The organism is Pseudomonas sp. R3-57 (genome assembly GCF_051132065.1).
In the GTDB taxonomy this organism is placed as follows: Bacteria; Pseudomonadota; Gammaproteobacteria; order Pseudomonadales; family Pseudomonadaceae; genus Aquipseudomonas.
In genome coordinates this window covers 2,244,513-2,260,041 of the sequence record NZ_CP071655.1, presented here as the reverse complement: position 1 = coordinate 2,260,041, position 15,529 = coordinate 2,244,513, and the positions used below count along the sequence as shown (strand labels likewise).

The following is a 15,529-nucleotide window of genomic DNA, read 5'->3' as shown; positions in this document are numbered from 1 at the left end:
TGCTCGCGATAGCGGTGTACCGGTCAACATCTATGTCGACTGATTCACCGCTATCGCGAGCAGGCTCACTCCTACAGGGGTCCGCTGTCATCTTTTGGTCATGCGCCTGACTTAATCTCCCCGGCAATCCCCTTGGCTTGATTCGGTGCCGGCATGATCCTGCGTGTTCTGTGCGTTTTTCTCTTGAGCGCCTGGCTTCCGGTCTGCGCCGCTGCCCTGCCCTTGCCGGAAAACGGCCCGGCCCTGCGCATTCAGGGGTCCAATACCATCGGCGCCGAACTCGGCCCGGCATTGGTGGAAGGTCTGTTGCAGGAACAAGGCCTGTTGAAAATCCACCGCGAAACCCCGGACGCCGCCAATGAACTACGCATCGTCGGCCAGACCGCCGAAGGTCAGCGCGTGGTGATCGAAGTGGCCGCGCACGGCTCCAGCACCGGTTTCGTCGCCCTGAAAAACGCCAGCGCCGACCTCGCCGCCGCTTCCCGCGAGATCAAGGACAGCGAGTTGCAGGCCCTGCAAGCACTGGGCGATCTGAAAAGCCCGGGCGCCGAGCAGGTCATCGCCATTGATGGCCTGGCAATCATCGTTCATCCCGACAATCCATTGCAGCAACTGGACACCGAGCAACTGGCGCGGATCTTTGCCGGCGAAGTGAAAACCTGGGAAGCGCTCGGCGGGCGTGGCGGCGCGATACATCTGTATGCGCGCGATGACCAGTCCGGCACCTACGACACGTTTAAGGAACTGGTCCTCAGCCATAGTGGGAAAAGTCTGAACAGCGCAGCGAAACGTTTCGAATCCAGCGAGCAATTATCCGATGCGGTCAGCAGCGATCCGCAGGCCATCGGTTTTATCGGTCTGCCTTATGTGCGCCAGGCCAAAGCCGTGGCCATCAGCGACGGCGCATCACTGCCGATGCTGCCCCTCGGCAGCCTGATTGCCACGGAGGATTATCCGTTGTCGCGGCGATTGTTCTTCTATCTGCCGCCACAGAGCCAGAATCCCTGGGGGAAAGCCTTGGTCATTTTTGCGCAAAGTCGTCAGGGTCAGCAGATTGTCGCGGCCAATGGTTTTGTCAGCCAGACCGTGCACGCCATGAGCGTGGCGCCGAATGCGCTGATGCCCGAGGGCTATCAGGCACTGAGCCGGCATGCCCAGCGTCTGACGGTGAATTTTCGTTTCGAGGAAGGCAGCGCGAGCCTGGACAACAAGGCCCGCCAGGATATGGCGCGGGTGCTCGACTATATAAAGCGCCACGACAAGAGCGAGCGTGCGGTGACGTTGGTCGGCTTCGGCGATGCCAAGGATGACCCGGCGCGTGCGGACCTGCTGTCCAAGCTGCGGGCGATGGCGGTGCGTCGCGAGCTGGTCAAGAACGGCGTGGTGTTGCGCGAGGTGCGCGGCTTCGGTGCGTTGATGCCGGTGGCGGCGAATGATGCGGATCAGGGGCGGATCCGGAATCGGCGGGTTGAGGTTTGGGTGTACTGACCAGCACTGATCGTTCCCACGCTCTGCGTGGTAACGCCGCCATGGACGCTCCGCGTCCACTGTGACGCAGAGCGTCACGGGATGCATTCCCACGCAGAGCGTGGGAACGATCGGGTGCGGTCCCGGATCAGCGCTCGCTGCGCAGCATTTCCTTCGGCACATATTTGCCGATTTCGAACTTGCCGATTGCCGCGCGGTGCACTTCGTCCGGGCCGTCGGCCAGGCGCAGGGTGCGTTGCATGGCGTACATGTAGGCCAGCGGGAAATCGTTCGAGACCCCGGCGCCGCCATGCATCTGGATCGCGCGGTCGATCACCCGCAAAGCGACGTTCGGCGCGACCACCTTGATCTGCGCGATCTCGCTTTTGGCGATCTTGTTGCCGACGGTATCCATCATGTACGCCGCTTTCAGCGTCAGCAGGCGCGCCATGTCGATTTCCATCCGCGAGTCGGCGATCTTGTCGATGTTGCCCCCCAGACGCGCCAGCGGTTTGCCGAACGCGGTACGGCTGACTGAACGTTTGCACATCAATTCCAGCGCACGCTCAGCCATGCCGATCGAACGCATGCAGTGGTGAATCCGTCCCGGGCCGAGACGCCCCTGGGCGATTTCGAAACCGCGACCTTCACCGAGCAGAACGTTTTCATAGGGCACGCGCACATTGTCGAACAGCACTTCGGCGTGACCGTGCGGCGCATCGTCGTAACCGAACACCGGCAGCGGGCGGACGATTTTTACCCCGGGGGTGTCGACCGGCACGAGGATCATCGAGTGCTGCGCATGACGCGGTGCATCGGGGTTGCTCAGGCCCATGAAGATCAGGATTTTGCAGCGTGGGTCGCAGGCGCCGGAAGTCCACCACTTCTTGCCGTTGATCACCCACTCGTCGCCATCGCGCACCGCACGGGCGGCCATGTTGGTCGCGTCGGAAGAGGCAACGTCGGGTTCGGTCATGGCGAACGCCGAGCGGATCTCGCCGCGCAGCAACGGTTCGAGCCAGCGCTGTTTCTGCTCTTCGTTGGCGTAACGCACCAGCACTTCCATGTTGCCGGTGTCCGGTGCCGAGCAGTTGAACGGCTCCGGCCCGAGCAACGAACGGCCCATGATTTCCGCCAGCGGTGCGTACTCAAGGTTGGTCAGGCCGGCGCCCAGTTCCGATTCCGGCAGGAACAGGTTCCACAGGCCTTCGGCTTTGGCCTTGGCTTTGAGCTCCTCCATGATTGCCGTTGGCTGCCAGCGATCGCCCTCGGCAACCTGGCGCTCGAACACGGCTTCGGCCGGGTAAACGTAAGTGTCCATGAACGCGGTCACGCGCTCACGCAGTTGTTGAACCTTGGGCGAATAAGCGAAATCCATGGGCAGCACCTTCTCTGGTGGAGGTTGTTCAGGTCATGCAATCGATGCTAGAACAGCGCTGATAATTTACCTAGCCTATTCTCGGCGTGTATAAACATTCATCACCGATATATGATCGGCTGATAGCCAGCCCTCACATCGCCCAAATAACAAGAGATGCCGCGTTATGAATCTGAGCAAGGTCGACCTCAACCTTTTCATCGTCTTTGACGCGATCTACACCGAAGCCAACCTGACCCGCGCCGGGCAGATTGTCGGTATCACCCAACCGGCGGTGTCCAACGCGTTGGCACGGTTGCGCGAAACCTTCAACGATCCGTTGTTCGTGCGCACGGCGCAGGGCATGGTGCCGACGCCGATGGCGCAGAACATCATTGGCCCGGTGCGCAACGCCCTGTCGCTGTTGCGCGTATCGGTGCAGGAAAGCCGCATTTTCAACCCGGCGCAAGCGGTGAAGACCTACCGCATCAGCATGACCGACCTCACAGAAGCGATCATTCTGCCGCCCTTGTTTCAGCGCTTACGCCGACTGGCGCCGACGGTGATCATTGAAAGCTTTCTGTCCAAACGCCGGGAAACCACCAAGGAACTGGCCGCCGGGCGTCTGGATTTCGCCGTCGACGCACCGCTCAACACTGACCCGCAGGTGCGCCACGTCAAGCTGATGGACGACCGTTACGTCTGCGCGATGCGCAAGGGCCACCCCATGGCGAGCAAGGAAAAACTCTCGCTGGATGATTATCTGTCGCTGACCCACATTCACATTTCCAGCCGCCGCAGCGGGCTGGGTTATGTCGATCTGGCGCTGGGCAAAATGGGCATTCAACGCAAGATCGCCCTGCGCTCGCAGCACTATCTGATGGCCTCGCAAGTGATGCAGCAGACCGACATGGTCATGACCGTGCCGGAACGCTTTGCCCGACGCCATGACCTGCAATCGTTCAATTTGCCGGTGAATGATGTGCCGTCGGTGGAAACGCACCTTTATTGGCATGAGAGCACCGATCAGGACCCGGCGAATCGCTGGATGCGCGAGCAGATGATCGAGTTATGCCAACAGGTCACGGCGCAGGAGAAGAAGCTGGATAAGGTGTAGGGCTTTAGACCGCGTTATCGTTCTTCGCGAGCAGGCTCGCTCCCACATTGGTTTTGTGCATGTCGCAGGCCCTGTGGGAGCGAGCCTGCTCGCGAAGAGGCTATCAACCCCACCACAAACTTATCCCGCTTGACGTAAACGTCAACACGCCATTAGCTTAGCGCCATGCCCCTTCTCCGAGCGCTTTCATGAGCAGCCAGACCTACAGCATTTCCGACCTCGCCCGCGAGCTGGACATTACCACGCGGGCCATCCGTTTTTATGAAGAACAAGGCCTGCTGCGCCCCGAGCGCCGTGGCCAGGAACGCATCTACTCGCCGCGCGACAAGGTCAGCCTGAAGCTGATTCTGCGTGGCAAGCGCATCGGTTTCTCCCTCGCCGAATGCCGCGAGCTGATCGAGCTGTACGACCCGTCCAGCGGTAACACCAGACAGCTCAACAGCATGCTGGCAAAAATTGCCGAACGCCGCGAACAGCTCGAGCAGCAATTGCTGGACATCGAACAGATGAAGCTCGAACTCGATACCGCTGAAGAGCGCTGCGTGCAGGCATTGGAGCAGACACTCAAGAGCCAGCAGGCGATCTGACAAACACCACATCCCCCTGTAGGAGTGAGCCTGCTCGCGATAGCGGTGTATCAGTGAAAAAATATACCGACTGACACACCGCTATCGCGAGCAGGCTCACTCCTACAGGAATCTCCTCGAATTCAAAAGAACAGGTGAGTCCATGTCCCTCCCCTCCCAAGTACGCTTGATCGAAGTCGGCCCGCGCGATGGCCTGCAGAACGAAGCCCAACCGATCAGCGTCGCCGACAAGGTGCAGCTGGTTGATGCCTTGAGCGCCGCTGGCGTTGGCTATATAGAAGTCGGCAGTTTCGTCTCACCGAAGTGGGTACCGCAGATGGCCGGCTCTGCCGAGGTGTTCGCGCAGATTCAGCGCAAGCCCGGCGTGACCTACGGTGCGCTGGCGCCGAATCTGCGCGGTTTCGAAGATGCGCTGGCAGCCGGGGTCAAGGAGGTCGCGGTGTTTGCCGCCGCGTCCGAAGCGTTCTCGCAGCGCAACATCAATTGCTCGATCAGCGAAAGCCTGGCGCGGTTTGCGCCGATCATGCAAGCGGCGCAGCAGCACGGCGTTACCGTGCGCGGTTACGTTTCCTGCGTGCTCGGCTGCCCGTACGAAGGCACGGTCGCGCCGGAGCAAGTAGCGATGGTCGCGCGCGAGCTGTACGCGATGGGCTGCTACGAAGTTTCGCTGGGCGACACCATCGGCACCGGCACCGCAGGCGCGACTCGCCGCCTGTTCGAAGTGGTGTCGGCGCAGGTGCCACGAGAAAAACTCGCCGGGCACTTCCACGACACTTACGGCCAGGCCATGGCCAATATCTACGCCAGCCTGCTCGAAGGCATCGCGGTGTTCGACAGCTCGATCGCCGGCCTCGGCGGCTGCCCGTACGCCAAAGGCGCGAGCGGTAACGTTGCCAGCGAAGACGTGGTGTACTTGCTCAACGGCCTGGGCATCGAGACCGGTATCGACCTGGACGCCTTGATTGTCGCGGGCCGGCAGATCAGCACGGTACTCGGCCGCCCGAGTGGTTCGCGCGTGGCCAAGGCGCGCAGCGCACAGTGAGGTGTTACCGCTGAGTTCCTGGTGTGGGGAAAAGCGAGTAACACGGAAACAAATTGTCTGGCTTTGCCCTCGCTGAAAAAACCTGAAAATTTCAAGCTGTTGATTTTAAAGGTTTTTTAAAAGTTGGCACGACACCTGCTATCTCTATTGCATAACAAGAATAAAAAGCCGCAAACCAATAAAAACAAGACGAAACGACTCTGACATAACAAAAACAACACGGCAGAGACGCAGCTAACAGATTTTTTTGGAGAAGGTGTGCTTTTCAGGGTGCTCTCAGGAGTGACCCGCAACCGGGCAGAGAACAATAAAACTACCTTCAGGTAGCTCCCGAATCGGTTGGATCGTTAAACGAGAAAGCAGATCAGCGCTCAAAAAAATACGTTTGCTCTTGACCCCGGATGGGGGTCGCCAAAAACAGCGGTAAAGGGCCACGGTTGCCAAAAACAACAACAGACCGACCCTCAATAATAAAAAAGAGCACGCAACGACAAATTAAAGGGGAGCTTTGGCTCCCCTTTGTGCTTTCTGTGATTCCTGAATTCACCCCAAATCCCTTGTAGGAGTGAGCCTGCTCGCGATAGCGGTGTGTCAGTCAATAAGTGCATCGACTGACACACCGCTATCGCGAGCAGGCTCACTCCTACAGGGATTTGTGTCAGGGCTGCTGTTCGCGCAGCTCTTCGATACTGATCTCACGCATCCTGAATTTCTGAATCTTCCCCGTCACCGTCATCGGAAACTCCTCGACGAATTTGAAGTGCCGCGGCGTCTTGAAGTGCGCGATGCGTTCCTTGCACCAGGCCTGCAACTCCAGCTCGGACGCACTGTGGCCGGGGTGGAATTTGATCCACGCGACAATCTCTTCGCCGTAGCGCGAGCAGGGAATGCCGATCACTTGCACGTCGGCCACCGCTGGATGAGTGAAGAAAAACTCCTCGAGCTCACGCGGATAAATGTTCTCGCCGCCACGAATGATCATGTCCTTGTTACGCCCGGCGATGTTGACGTAGCCGGCCTCGTTCATGCTCGCCAGATCACCGGTGTGCATCCAGCCGGCCTCGTCGATGGCTTCGGCGGTGGCTTGCGGGTTGTTCCAATAGCCGAGCATCACGCTGTAACCGCGGGTGCAGAGTTCGCCGATGGTGCCGCGCGGCACGAGGTTGCCGGCCTCGTCGATGATCTTGCTTTCCAGTTGCGGCTGGGTGCGGCCGACGGTGGTCACGCGCAATTCCAGCTCGTCGTTCGGCCCGGTCTGCAGCGACACCGGGCTGGTTTCGGTCATGCCATAGGCGATCTGCACTTCGCTCATGTGCATCTCGCTGATGACCCGGCGCATCACTTCGATCGGGCACGTTGCGCCGGCCATGATCCCGGTGCGCAGGCTCGACAGATCAAATTCGCGGCGTTGCGGCTGATCGAGCATGGCGATGAACATCGTCGGTACGCCGTAGAGGCCGGTGGCGTGTTCTTCGGCGACGGTTTGCAGGGTCGGCAGCGGATCGAAGGCGTCGTTAGGGTAGATCATCGTGCTGCCGTGGGTGATGCAGCCGAGGTTGCCCATGACCATGCCGAAGCAGTGATAGAGCGGCACCGGGATGACCAGCCGATCACGCGGGGTCAGGCCGATGCTTTCGCCGACCATGTAACCGTTATTGAGAATGTTGTAGTGACTGAGGGTCGCGCCCTTGGGAAAACCGGTGGTGCCGGAGGTGTACTGAATGTTCACCGGTTGATCGAAGTGCAGGCTGTTACCGCGTTCGCGCAGTTGCTCGGGCGAGACGCGCTGTGCGAGATCAGGTAATTGCGACCATGGCAGAAAACCTCGCGGCGGCTGCGCATCGAGGCTGATCACCCCGCGCAGATCCGGCAGGCGCTCGCTGCGCAATTGGCCGGTGGCGTGCCCCGCCAGTTCCGGCAGCAGCCCTTGCAACATGCCGTGGTAGTCGGATGTCTTGAACGCCCCGGCGCAAACCAGCCACTGGCAACCGGATTGCTTGAGCACGTATTCGAGCTCGGCGCTGCGATAGGCCGGGTTGATGTTGACCAGAATCACGCCGATTTTCGCCGTGGCCACCTGGGTGATGCACCATTGCGCGCAGTTCGGCGCCCAGATACCGAGCCGGTCGCCGGCTTGCAGGCCCAACGCGAGCAACGCCCGGGCATGCACATCCACTGCCTCGGCCAGTTGCCGCCAGGAGTAGCGCAACTGCTGGTGGCGGACCACCAGCGCTTCACCGTCCGGGTGTTGCGCGACGGTTGCGTCGAACTGCTGACCGATGGTCAGCGCGAGCAAGGCCTTGTCCTGCGAACCACGGGTGTAGCTGCGCTGCGGTGCGGCAATGGGTTGATCCATGATGACCCCTTCTTGTCTTTATTAGTGGGTGTACCGAAGTTACCCCTGTAGGAGTGAGCCTGCTCGCGATGGCGATTTATCAGTCGACGGTGATGATGACTGTTCTGACGCCATCGCGGGCAGGCTCACTCCTACAGAAAGCACTCCGCTTTTCAATCGTGAATGGCCCTACTCTCGCCCAAGTTGACGTTAACGTAAAGTGTGATTGACAGTCATTCGTCGCAGGCTTACGTTAACGTAAAGGTGATAACTGACCGACCGTTTTCACTGCCACTACAAAAAAGCCAAAAGGTGCCGCATGAGCTATCCATCCCTGAACTTCGCCCTCGGTGAAACCATCGATATGCTGCGCGATCAGGTTCAGTCTTTCGTCGCAGACCAGATCGCCCCGCGTGCGGCGCAAATCGACAGCGACAACCTGTTCCCCGCCGACCTGTGGCGCAAGTTCGGTGACATGGGCCTGCTCGGTGTCACCGTCCCGGAAGAATATGGCGGCGCTGGCCTGGGGTACCTCGCACACGTGGTGGCGATGGAAGAAATCAGCCGCGGCTCGGCTTCGGTGGCGTTGTCCTACGGCGCGCATTCCAACCTCTGCGTCAACCAGATCAACCGCAACGGCAACCACGAACAGAAAAGCAAATACCTGCCGCAACTGATCAGCGGCGAACACGTCGGTGCGCTGGCGATGAGCGAGCCGAACGCCGGTTCCGACGTGGTTTCGATGAAACTGCGCGCCGACAAGCGCGGCGATCGTTTCGTCCTCAACGGCAGCAAAACCTGGATCACCAACGGTCCTGACGCCAACACCTACGTGATTTATGCCAAGACCGATCTTGAAAAAGGCCCGCACGGCATCACTGCCTTCATCGTCGAGCGCGACTGGAAAGGCTTCAGCCGCAGCAACAAGTTCGACAAGCTGGGCATGCGCGGCTCCAACACCTGCGAGCTGTTTTTCGATGATGTCGAAGTGCCGGAAGAGAACATTCTCGGCGTGCTCAACGGCGGCGTGAAAGTGTTGATGAGCGGCCTCGATTACGAACGCGTGGTGCTCTCCGGCGGGCCGACCGGGATCATGCAGTCGTGCATGGACCTGATCGTGCCGTACATCCATGACCGCAAGCAGTTCGGCCAGAGCATCGGCGAGTTCCAGCTGATCCAGGGCAAAGTCGCCGACATGTACACCCAGCTCAACGCCAGCCGCGCCTACCTCTATGCGGTGGCGCAGGCCTGCGAGCGCGGCGAAACCACGCGCAAGGACGCCGCCGGGGTGATCCTCTACACCGCCGAACGCGCCACACAAATGGCTTTGGACGCGATCCAGATTCTCGGCGGCAACGGCTACATCAACGAATTCCCGGCAGGCCGCCTGCTTCGCGACGCCAAGCTGTACGAGATCGGCGCTGGCACCAGCGAGATCCGACGCATGCTGATCGGCCGCGAACTGTTCAATGAAACCCGCTAACCGGAGCTGATCATGGCTATCCTGCACACTCAGCTCAATCCACGTTCAGCCGAGTTCGCCGCCAACAGCGCGGCGATGCTCAAACAGGTCGACGCCCTGCACACGTTGCTCGCCCAAGTCGCACAGGGTGGCGGCGCCAAGGCCCAGGAACGGCATACTTCGCGGGGCAAATTGCTGCCGCGTGAGCGCATCAACCGTTTGCTCGATCCGGGCTCGCCGTTTCTGGAAATCAGCCAGTTGGCCGCTCACGCGGTGTATGGCGAGGACGTGCCGGCGGCGGGGGTGATTGCCGGGATCGGCCGGGTCGAAGGCGTCGAGTGCATGATTGTCGCCAACGATGCCACGGTAAAAGGCGGTTCGTACTACCCGCTGACCGTGAAGAAACACCTGCGCGCACAGACCATCGCCCAGCAGAATCGTCTGCCGTGCATCTACCTGGTGGACTCGGGTGGCGCCAACCTGCCGCGTCAGGATGAAGTGTTTCCTGACCGCGAGCATTTCGGCCGGATCTTCTTCAATCAGGCCAACATGAGCGCAATGGGCATCCCGCAGATCGCCGTGGTCATGGGCTCGTGCACCGCAGGCGGTGCGTACGTGCCGGCGATGGCGGATGAAGCGATTATGGTGCGCAACCAGGCGACAATTTTCCTCGCCGGCCCGCCGCTGGTTAAAGCCGCCACCGGTGAAGTGGTCAGCGCCGAAGATCTCGGCGGCGCCGATGTGCATTGCAAGACCTCCGGCGTGGCTGACCATTATGCCGAGAGCGACGAACACGCCCTCGCCCTCGCCCGCCGCAGCGTCGCCAACCTCAACTGGCGCAAGCTCGGCGAAGTGCAGCAGCGCACGCCGATCGCGCCGCTGTACGCCAGCGATGAGTTGTACGGCGTGGTCTCGGCCGACGCCAAGCAGCCGTTTGAGGTGCGCGAAGTGATTGCACGGTTGGTCGACGGTTCGGTGTTCGATGAATTCAAGGCGCTGTTTGGCACCACCCTGGTCTGCGGCTTCGCCCATCTGCACGGTTACCCGATCGCGATTCTGGCGAACAATGGCATTCTTTTCGCCGAAGCCGCGCAGAAAGGCGCGCACTTCATCGAGCTGGCCTGTCAGCGCGGCATTCCCTTGCTGTTTTTGCAGAACATCACTGGTTTCATGGTCGGGCAAAAATACGAGGCCGGTGGCATCGCCAAGCACGGCGCCAAACTGGTGACCGCGGTGGCCTGCGCCAAGGTGCCGAAATTCACGGTGATCATCGGTGGCAGCTTCGGCGCCGGTAACTACGGCATGTGCGGGCGTGCGTACGACCCGCGTTTCCTGTGGATGTGGCCGAACGCGCGCATCGGCGTGATGGGTGCCGAACAGGCCGCCGGTGTGCTGGTGCAGGTCAAGCGTGAGCAGGCGGAACGCAGTGGTCAGGCCTTCAGTGCCGAGCAGGAAAGCGCGATCAAGCAGCCGATTCTCGACCAGTACGAAGAGCAGGGTCACCCCTACTATTCCAGCGCACGGCTGTGGGACGACGGCGTCATCGACCCGGCGCAGACCCGCGATGTGCTGGCCCTGGCCCTTTGCGCGTCGCTGAACGCGCCAATCGAACCGAGCCGCTTCGGCGTGTTCCGGATGTAATGCTTTTTTTGTGGGAGCGAGCCTGCTCGCGAATCAGGTTTATCAGGTAGCGAATGCATCGCCTGATACATCGCTTTCGCGAGCAGGCTCACTCCTACAAGAAGCCGTGGAGACGGATGAATATGAGCGACTTCAACACCCTCGAATTGCAAAGCGACCCGCGTGGTTTCGCCACCCTGTGGCTCGACCGCGCCGAGAAAAACAACGCGTTCAACGCCGAGATGATCCGCGAGCTGATCCTCGCTCTGGACAAAGTTGCCAGCGACGCCAGCCTGCGTTTTCTGCTGGTTCGCGGGCGTGGCAAGCATTTCAGCGCCGGCGCTGATCTGGCGTGGATGCAGCAATCGGCCGAGCTCGATTACCACACCAACCTCGACGACGCGCGCGAGCTGGCCGAGCTGATGTACAACCTCGCCAAGCTGAAAATCCCCACCTTGGCCGTGGTGCAAGGTGCCGCATTCGGTGGCGCGCTGGGACTGATCAGCTGCTGTGACATGGCGATCGGTGCCGATGATGCGCAGTTCTGTCTGTCGGAAGTGCGCATCGGTCTGGCGCCGGCGGTGATAAGCCCGTTCGTGGTCCAGGCGATCGGCGAACGCGCGGCGCGGCGTTATGCGCTGACGGCCGAACGCTTCGGCGGGCAGCGGGCGCGGGAAATTGGTTTGCTGTCGGAAAGTTATCCGGCAGCCGAGCTTGAGCAGCAGGTTGAACAGTGGGTCGACAACCTGCTTCTTAACAGCCCGGCGGCCATGCGCGCCAGCAAGGACTTGCTGCGTGAAGTCGGCCATGGCGCGCTGACCCCGGCGCTGCGCCGCTATACCGAAAACGCCATCGCCCGCATTCGCGTCAGTCCCGAGGGTCAGGAAGGCTTGCGCGCCTTCCTGCAAAAACGTCCGCCGAGCTGGCAAGCCATTACCACCACCGAGGAGCCGCGTTGATGAGCGCACCCGTTCTCACCACTCTGTTGGTGGCCAACCGTGGCGAAATTGCCTGCCGCGTCATGCGCACCGCCAAAGCCTTGGGCCTGACCACGGTCGCGGTGCACAGCGCCACCGATCGCGAAGCGCGGCACAGCCGTGAAGCGGGCATCCGCGTCGATCTGGGCGGCAGCAAAGCGGCCGACAGTTATCTGCAGATCGATAAGCTGATCGCGGCGGCCAAGGCCAGCGGCGCGCAGGCGATTCACCCAGGGTACGGATTTCTCTCCGAGAATGCCGGTTTCGCCCGCGCCATCGAAGCGGCCGGGCTGATGTTCCTCGGCCCACCCGCCTCGGCCATCGACGCCATGGGCAGCAAATCCGCCGCCAAGGCGCTGATGGAAACGGCCGGTGTGCCCTTGGTGCCGGGTTACCACGGCGAAGCGCAGGACCTCGAGACTTTCCGCGCAGCCTGCGAGCGCATCGGTTATCCGGTGCTGCTCAAAGCCACCGCCGGCGGTGGCGGCAAAGGCATGAAAGTGGTCGAGGACGTCAGTCAACTGGCCGAGGCGCTGGCCTCGGCGCAGCGTGAGGCGCAGTCGTCGTTCGGCGACTCACGGATGCTGGTGGAGAAATACCTGCTCAAGCCGCGGCATGTGGAAATCCAGATTTTCGCCGATCAGCATGGCCATTGCCTGTATCTGAATGAGCGCGATTGCTCGATTCAACGACGTCACCAGAAAGTCGTCGAGGAAGCCCCGGCACCCGGTCTGTCCGCGGAACTGCGGCGGGCAATGGGCGAAGCGGCCGTGCGCTCGGCGCAGGCGATCGGTTATGTCGGCGCGGGCACCGTGGAGTTTTTGCTGGATGCGCGCGGCGAATTCTTCTTCATGGAGATGAACACGCGTTTGCAGGTCGAACATCCTGTTACCGAAGCCATCACCGGTCTGGATCTGGTGGCCTGGCAGATTCGCGTCGCCCGTGGCGAGGCACTGCCGATCACTCAGGAGCAGGTGCCGCTCAACGGCCATGCGATTGAAGTTCGCCTGTATGCAGAAGATCCGGCGAATGGTTTTCTGCCCGCGACCGGCCGTTTGGCGCTGTATCGCGAATCCGCCGCCGGACCGGGACGTCGCGTTGACAGCGGGGTCGAGGAAGGCGATGAAATATCGCCGTTCTACGACCCGATGCTCGGCAAACTGATCGCCTGGGGCGAGGACCGCGAACAGGCCAGATTGCGCTTGTTGAGTATGCTCGACGAATTTGCCATCGGCGGTTTGAAGACCAACATCAACTTCTTGCGGCGGATCATTGCGCATCCGGCGTTTGCTGCGGCTGAACTGGATACCGGGTTTATTCCGCGTTACCAGGAGCAACTGCTGCCAGCGCCGCAACCGTTGAGCGATGCGTTCTGGAGCGCGGCCGCGCAAGCGCTGGCGCAGAGTCTGCCGCAGCGTACGCGTGAGGATGACCTGGCTTCGCCGTGGTCAATCAACAGCGGTTTGCGCGCAGGCTTGCCACCGGAAACGACCCTGCATCTGAGTTGCGAAGGTCAGGATCGAGCCGTGACGCTGGATGGCACGGGCAACGCCAGACTGAGCGGCGAAGCACTCATCATCGACGACGCTGGCGTGCGCCGCGCATTGCGCGCCATTCGCCAAGGTGATGCGCTGTACCTGCATTGGGACGGCGAGTTACGACGTGTCGAAACCTACGACCCGATCAGCGCCGTCGACGCCAGTCACAGCCATCAGGGCGGTCTGACTGCGCCGATGAACGGCAGCATCGTCCGCGTGCTGGTCGAGGCCGGGCAAGCGGTTGAAGCTGGCGCGCAACTGGTGGTACTCGAAGCGATGAAAATGGAACACAGCATTCGCGCGCCGCATGCCGGGGTGATCAAAGCGCTGTATTGCCAGGAAGGCGAAATGGTCGGCGAAGGCAGCACGCTGGTGGAACTTGAAGCTGTGTAAATAAAGGATCGATCCTACGCCTGGCGAGGATCGATCTGACTAGTAACGCGCCGTGGCCTGCACCACGACGCCGATGATTCGACATTCGTCGGTCAACACGGCTTTTGGCCACGTCGGGTTGAGCGGTACCAGGTAACGCTGGCCGCCCTGTTCGTCGAGTTTGCGAAAAATCGCTTCCGGGCTGTCGGGCCATTGGGCAATCACCAGTTTGCCCGGCACCGCCTCAACCGCCGGATCGACCAGAATCAGCATGCCTTCGGCAACGCTCTGGCCGGTCGGCGCGGTCATCGAATCCCCCGCTACCGTCAACCAGAACGCCGCGCCGCGTGCGTGGTAATCGGTGAGTTCGAAGCGCTGTTTAGCGGACGCCTGCGTGTAGGACGCCGGGTCGCCTTCGCGCACCTCGCATGTCGTCTGCCAGTCGCTGACCGGATAACGGAAGTACGGGTTGTACTTCTGCGCCAGCGGCATCTCGTCCTCCGGCATGACTTGCGGCTCACGAATCACCAGCACCACTTCGAGAAAATCCAGACCCAGCGCCTGCAGCACGCGGTTCATCTCGGTGACACCGGGTTCGCGACGCTTGTTCAGCCAATGACCGATCCCGCCCTGGGACATGCCGACGCGCTCTCCGAGCTCTGTTTGAGTGATTTTGAGTTCACTCATCTTGGCCTTGACCAACTCAATCCATTTTTCCATGTGCAGCACCTTACTGTCCGCGCCTTCGGCCGGCAAAACACAAATTGTAGTATTTAAATTCTAGTCACAACTACGCACAGTACTATGCTGAAAGGACGGATTCTCAATCGAACAAGGAGTGCCTCGTCATCATGACCATCAGCAGCAAAGACTTGCCCGATCTGCAAATGGACACCACGTTTACTTCGCCTCAAGGCAACGCGGCAGCGCAGCGGGCGCTGGACTATTACTTGAAACCGGCTGTGTCAGAACCCGACGCGGATGAGCGTTTTTTCGACGTCAAACGTCACCTCAGCGGTGAAGAAGCCCTGGTGCATGCTTCGGACCTGTTGCGCTGTGCGGCGGCGACGGCGTTCAAGGCCGCAGAAACCCTGCAAGGCGCGAGTCGCGACCTGGCGTTTTCCGTGGTGCACATGGTGGATATGGCGCGGGCGATGGTCGACCATTCGCTCGATGGCGAAGAAGCCTGAGCAACGCAGACTGAGACGGACGGGAAAGAATTTTCCAATCGCGCGGATAAAAACATTTGACTTGCAAATGATAATGATTATTATTGCAAGCAGCTGGTCGCGAGATCAGTCGATGGACCAGAGACCTTAGGTCGGTCTTCTGGACTATCTCCTCATCAGGCTAATCACGGTTTTTGACCCGGCTTTTTGCCGGGTCTTTTTTTGCCCATTTTTCGGGCTTATGGCTTCAGGCTAATGAAGTCTGTGGGTGTTGCGTATTCGATGGCGCGGATAATATCAAAAGAATATCGGATGACAAGCCAAGCCCGGCCACATTGGGGCAAACTTTGCCAATTAGCACTTGAGAATCACTCGCACACTCTCTAAGCTGCTTGCGCGTCACGGAGGACGCCCCCCGCTACACCCCCCCGCAATTCCCCTCGGTTTCAACCCAGCCTGCGTGTAAAGTGACGGCCATAAAAATCC

12 protein-coding genes are annotated in these 15,529 nt (G+C 60.5%); 9 read left to right on the top strand and 3 right to left on the bottom strand.

Annotation, left to right across the window (positions count from 1 at the left end):
- The first annotated feature begins 153 nt into the window (after positions 1 to 153).
- Positions 154 to 1,488, top strand: coding sequence for a substrate-binding domain-containing protein (locus tag J3P93_RS10345; RefSeq protein ID WP_434597113.1), 1,335 nt, complete (start codon positions 154 to 156; stop codon positions 1,486 to 1,488).
- Positions 1,489 to 1,615: 127 nt separating this feature from the next.
- Here the strand turns inward: J3P93_RS10345 and J3P93_RS10340 are convergent, their stop codons facing one another.
- Positions 1,616 to 2,845: an acyl-CoA dehydrogenase gene (locus J3P93_RS10340; RefSeq protein ID WP_434597111.1), complete on the bottom strand. Its 1,230-nt coding sequence runs from the start codon at positions 2,843 to 2,845 to the stop codon at positions 1,616 to 1,618.
- A gap of 166 nt (positions 2,846 to 3,011) precedes the next feature.
- On the opposite strand from J3P93_RS10340, the gene J3P93_RS10335 reads away from it, so the two are divergent.
- The 3 genes from J3P93_RS10335 (at position 3,012) to J3P93_RS10325 (ending at position 5,570) form a co-directional block, all read left to right on the top strand.
- Positions 3,012 to 3,941, top strand: coding sequence for a LysR family transcriptional regulator (locus J3P93_RS10335; protein WP_434597108.1), 930 nt, complete (start codon positions 3,012 to 3,014; stop codon positions 3,939 to 3,941).
- A 188-nt stretch (positions 3,942 to 4,129) separates the two neighbouring features.
- Positions 4,130 to 4,528, top strand: a complete 399-nt coding sequence (locus tag J3P93_RS10330) for a MerR family transcriptional regulator (protein WP_434597105.1) — start codon at positions 4,130 to 4,132, stop codon at positions 4,526 to 4,528.
- Between the two features lie 142 nt (positions 4,529 to 4,670).
- Positions 4,671 to 5,570 (top strand): hydroxymethylglutaryl-CoA lyase, encoded by a 900-nt coding sequence (locus J3P93_RS10325; protein WP_434597103.1) that lies wholly within the window; start codon positions 4,671 to 4,673, stop codon positions 5,568 to 5,570.
- Positions 5,571 to 6,228: 658 nt separating this feature from the next.
- On the opposite strand, the gene J3P93_RS10320 is transcribed toward J3P93_RS10325, so the two are convergent.
- Positions 6,229 to 7,926 (bottom strand): AMP-binding protein, encoded by a 1,698-nt coding sequence (locus tag J3P93_RS10320; RefSeq protein ID WP_434597101.1) that lies wholly within the window; start codon positions 7,924 to 7,926, stop codon positions 6,229 to 6,231.
- A gap of 298 nt (positions 7,927 to 8,224) precedes the next feature.
- On the opposite strand from J3P93_RS10320, the gene J3P93_RS10315 reads away from it, so the two are divergent.
- The 4 genes from J3P93_RS10315 to J3P93_RS10300 all read left to right on the top strand — a co-directional run bounded on the left by J3P93_RS10315 (position 8,225) and on the right by J3P93_RS10300 (position 13,895).
- Positions 8,225 to 9,388, top strand: a complete 1,164-nt coding sequence (locus tag J3P93_RS10315; protein ID WP_434597099.1) for an isovaleryl-CoA dehydrogenase — start codon at positions 8,225 to 8,227, stop codon at positions 9,386 to 9,388.
- A gap of 12 nt (positions 9,389 to 9,400) precedes the next feature.
- On the top strand, positions 9,401 to 11,008 hold the full coding sequence (locus J3P93_RS10310) for a carboxyl transferase domain-containing protein (RefSeq protein WP_434597097.1): 1,608 nt from the start codon (positions 9,401 to 9,403) through the stop codon (positions 11,006 to 11,008).
- 122 nt (positions 11,009 to 11,130) lie between these two features.
- Positions 11,131 to 11,946, top strand: a complete 816-nt coding sequence (locus J3P93_RS10305) for a gamma-carboxygeranoyl-CoA hydratase (protein WP_434597095.1) — start codon at positions 11,131 to 11,133, stop codon at positions 11,944 to 11,946.
- Entirely contained in the window at positions 11,946 to 13,895 is a 1,950-nt protein-coding gene (locus J3P93_RS10300) for a biotin carboxylase N-terminal domain-containing protein (RefSeq protein ID WP_434597093.1), read from the top strand. The genes J3P93_RS10305 and J3P93_RS10300 overlap by 1 nt, the downstream gene beginning before the upstream one ends.
- 39 nt (positions 13,896 to 13,934) lie before the next feature.
- Here the strand turns inward: J3P93_RS10300 and J3P93_RS10295 are convergent, their stop codons facing one another.
- Positions 13,935 to 14,594 carry a LexA family protein gene (locus tag J3P93_RS10295; protein WP_434597092.1) on the bottom strand — a complete coding sequence of 220 codons (660 nt, stop codon included), beginning with the start codon at positions 14,592 to 14,594 and terminating at the stop codon, positions 13,935 to 13,937.
- 131 nt (positions 14,595 to 14,725) lie between these two features.
- Here J3P93_RS10295 and J3P93_RS10290 point away from each other — a divergent pair, with 131 nt between their 5' ends.
- Positions 14,726 to 15,064 (top strand): DUF6124 family protein, encoded by a 339-nt coding sequence (locus tag J3P93_RS10290; protein ID WP_434597091.1) that lies wholly within the window; start codon positions 14,726 to 14,728, stop codon positions 15,062 to 15,064.
- Positions 15,065 to 15,529 lie beyond the last annotated feature (465 nt).

What these genes read in the sequence shown, in the direction of transcription:
- J3P93_RS10340 (WP_434597111.1), bottom strand. Translation starts at nt 2,845, where the DNA reads ATGGATTTCGCTTATTCGCCCAAGGTTCAACAACTGCGTGAGCGCGTG.
- J3P93_RS10290 (WP_434597091.1), top strand. Translation starts at nt 14,726, where the DNA reads ATGACCATCAGCAGCAAAGACTTGCCCGATCTGCAAATGGACACCACG.
- J3P93_RS10315 (WP_434597099.1), top strand. Translation starts at nt 8,225, where the DNA reads ATGAGCTATCCATCCCTGAACTTCGCCCTCGGTGAAACCATCGATATG.
- J3P93_RS10330 (WP_434597105.1), top strand. Translation starts at nt 4,130, where the DNA reads ATGAGCAGCCAGACCTACAGCATTTCCGACCTCGCCCGCGAGCTGGAC.
- J3P93_RS10305 (WP_434597095.1), top strand. Translation starts at nt 11,131, where the DNA reads ATGAGCGACTTCAACACCCTCGAATTGCAAAGCGACCCGCGTGGTTTC.
- J3P93_RS10345 (WP_434597113.1), top strand. Translation starts at nt 154, where the DNA reads ATGATCCTGCGTGTTCTGTGCGTTTTTCTCTTGAGCGCCTGGCTTCCG.
- J3P93_RS10300 (WP_434597093.1), top strand. Translation starts at nt 11,946, where the DNA reads ATGAGCGCACCCGTTCTCACCACTCTGTTGGTGGCCAACCGTGGCGAA.
- J3P93_RS10295 (WP_434597092.1), bottom strand. Translation starts at nt 14,594, where the DNA reads ATGGAAAAATGGATTGAGTTGGTCAAGGCCAAGATGAGTGAACTCAAA.
- J3P93_RS10310 (WP_434597097.1), top strand. Translation starts at nt 9,401, where the DNA reads ATGGCTATCCTGCACACTCAGCTCAATCCACGTTCAGCCGAGTTCGCC.
- J3P93_RS10320 (WP_434597101.1), bottom strand. Translation starts at nt 7,926, where the DNA reads ATGGATCAACCCATTGCCGCACCGCAGCGCAGCTACACCCGTGGTTCG.
- J3P93_RS10335 (WP_434597108.1), top strand. Translation starts at nt 3,012, where the DNA reads ATGAATCTGAGCAAGGTCGACCTCAACCTTTTCATCGTCTTTGACGCG.
- J3P93_RS10325 (WP_434597103.1), top strand. Translation starts at nt 4,671, where the DNA reads ATGTCCCTCCCCTCCCAAGTACGCTTGATCGAAGTCGGCCCGCGCGAT.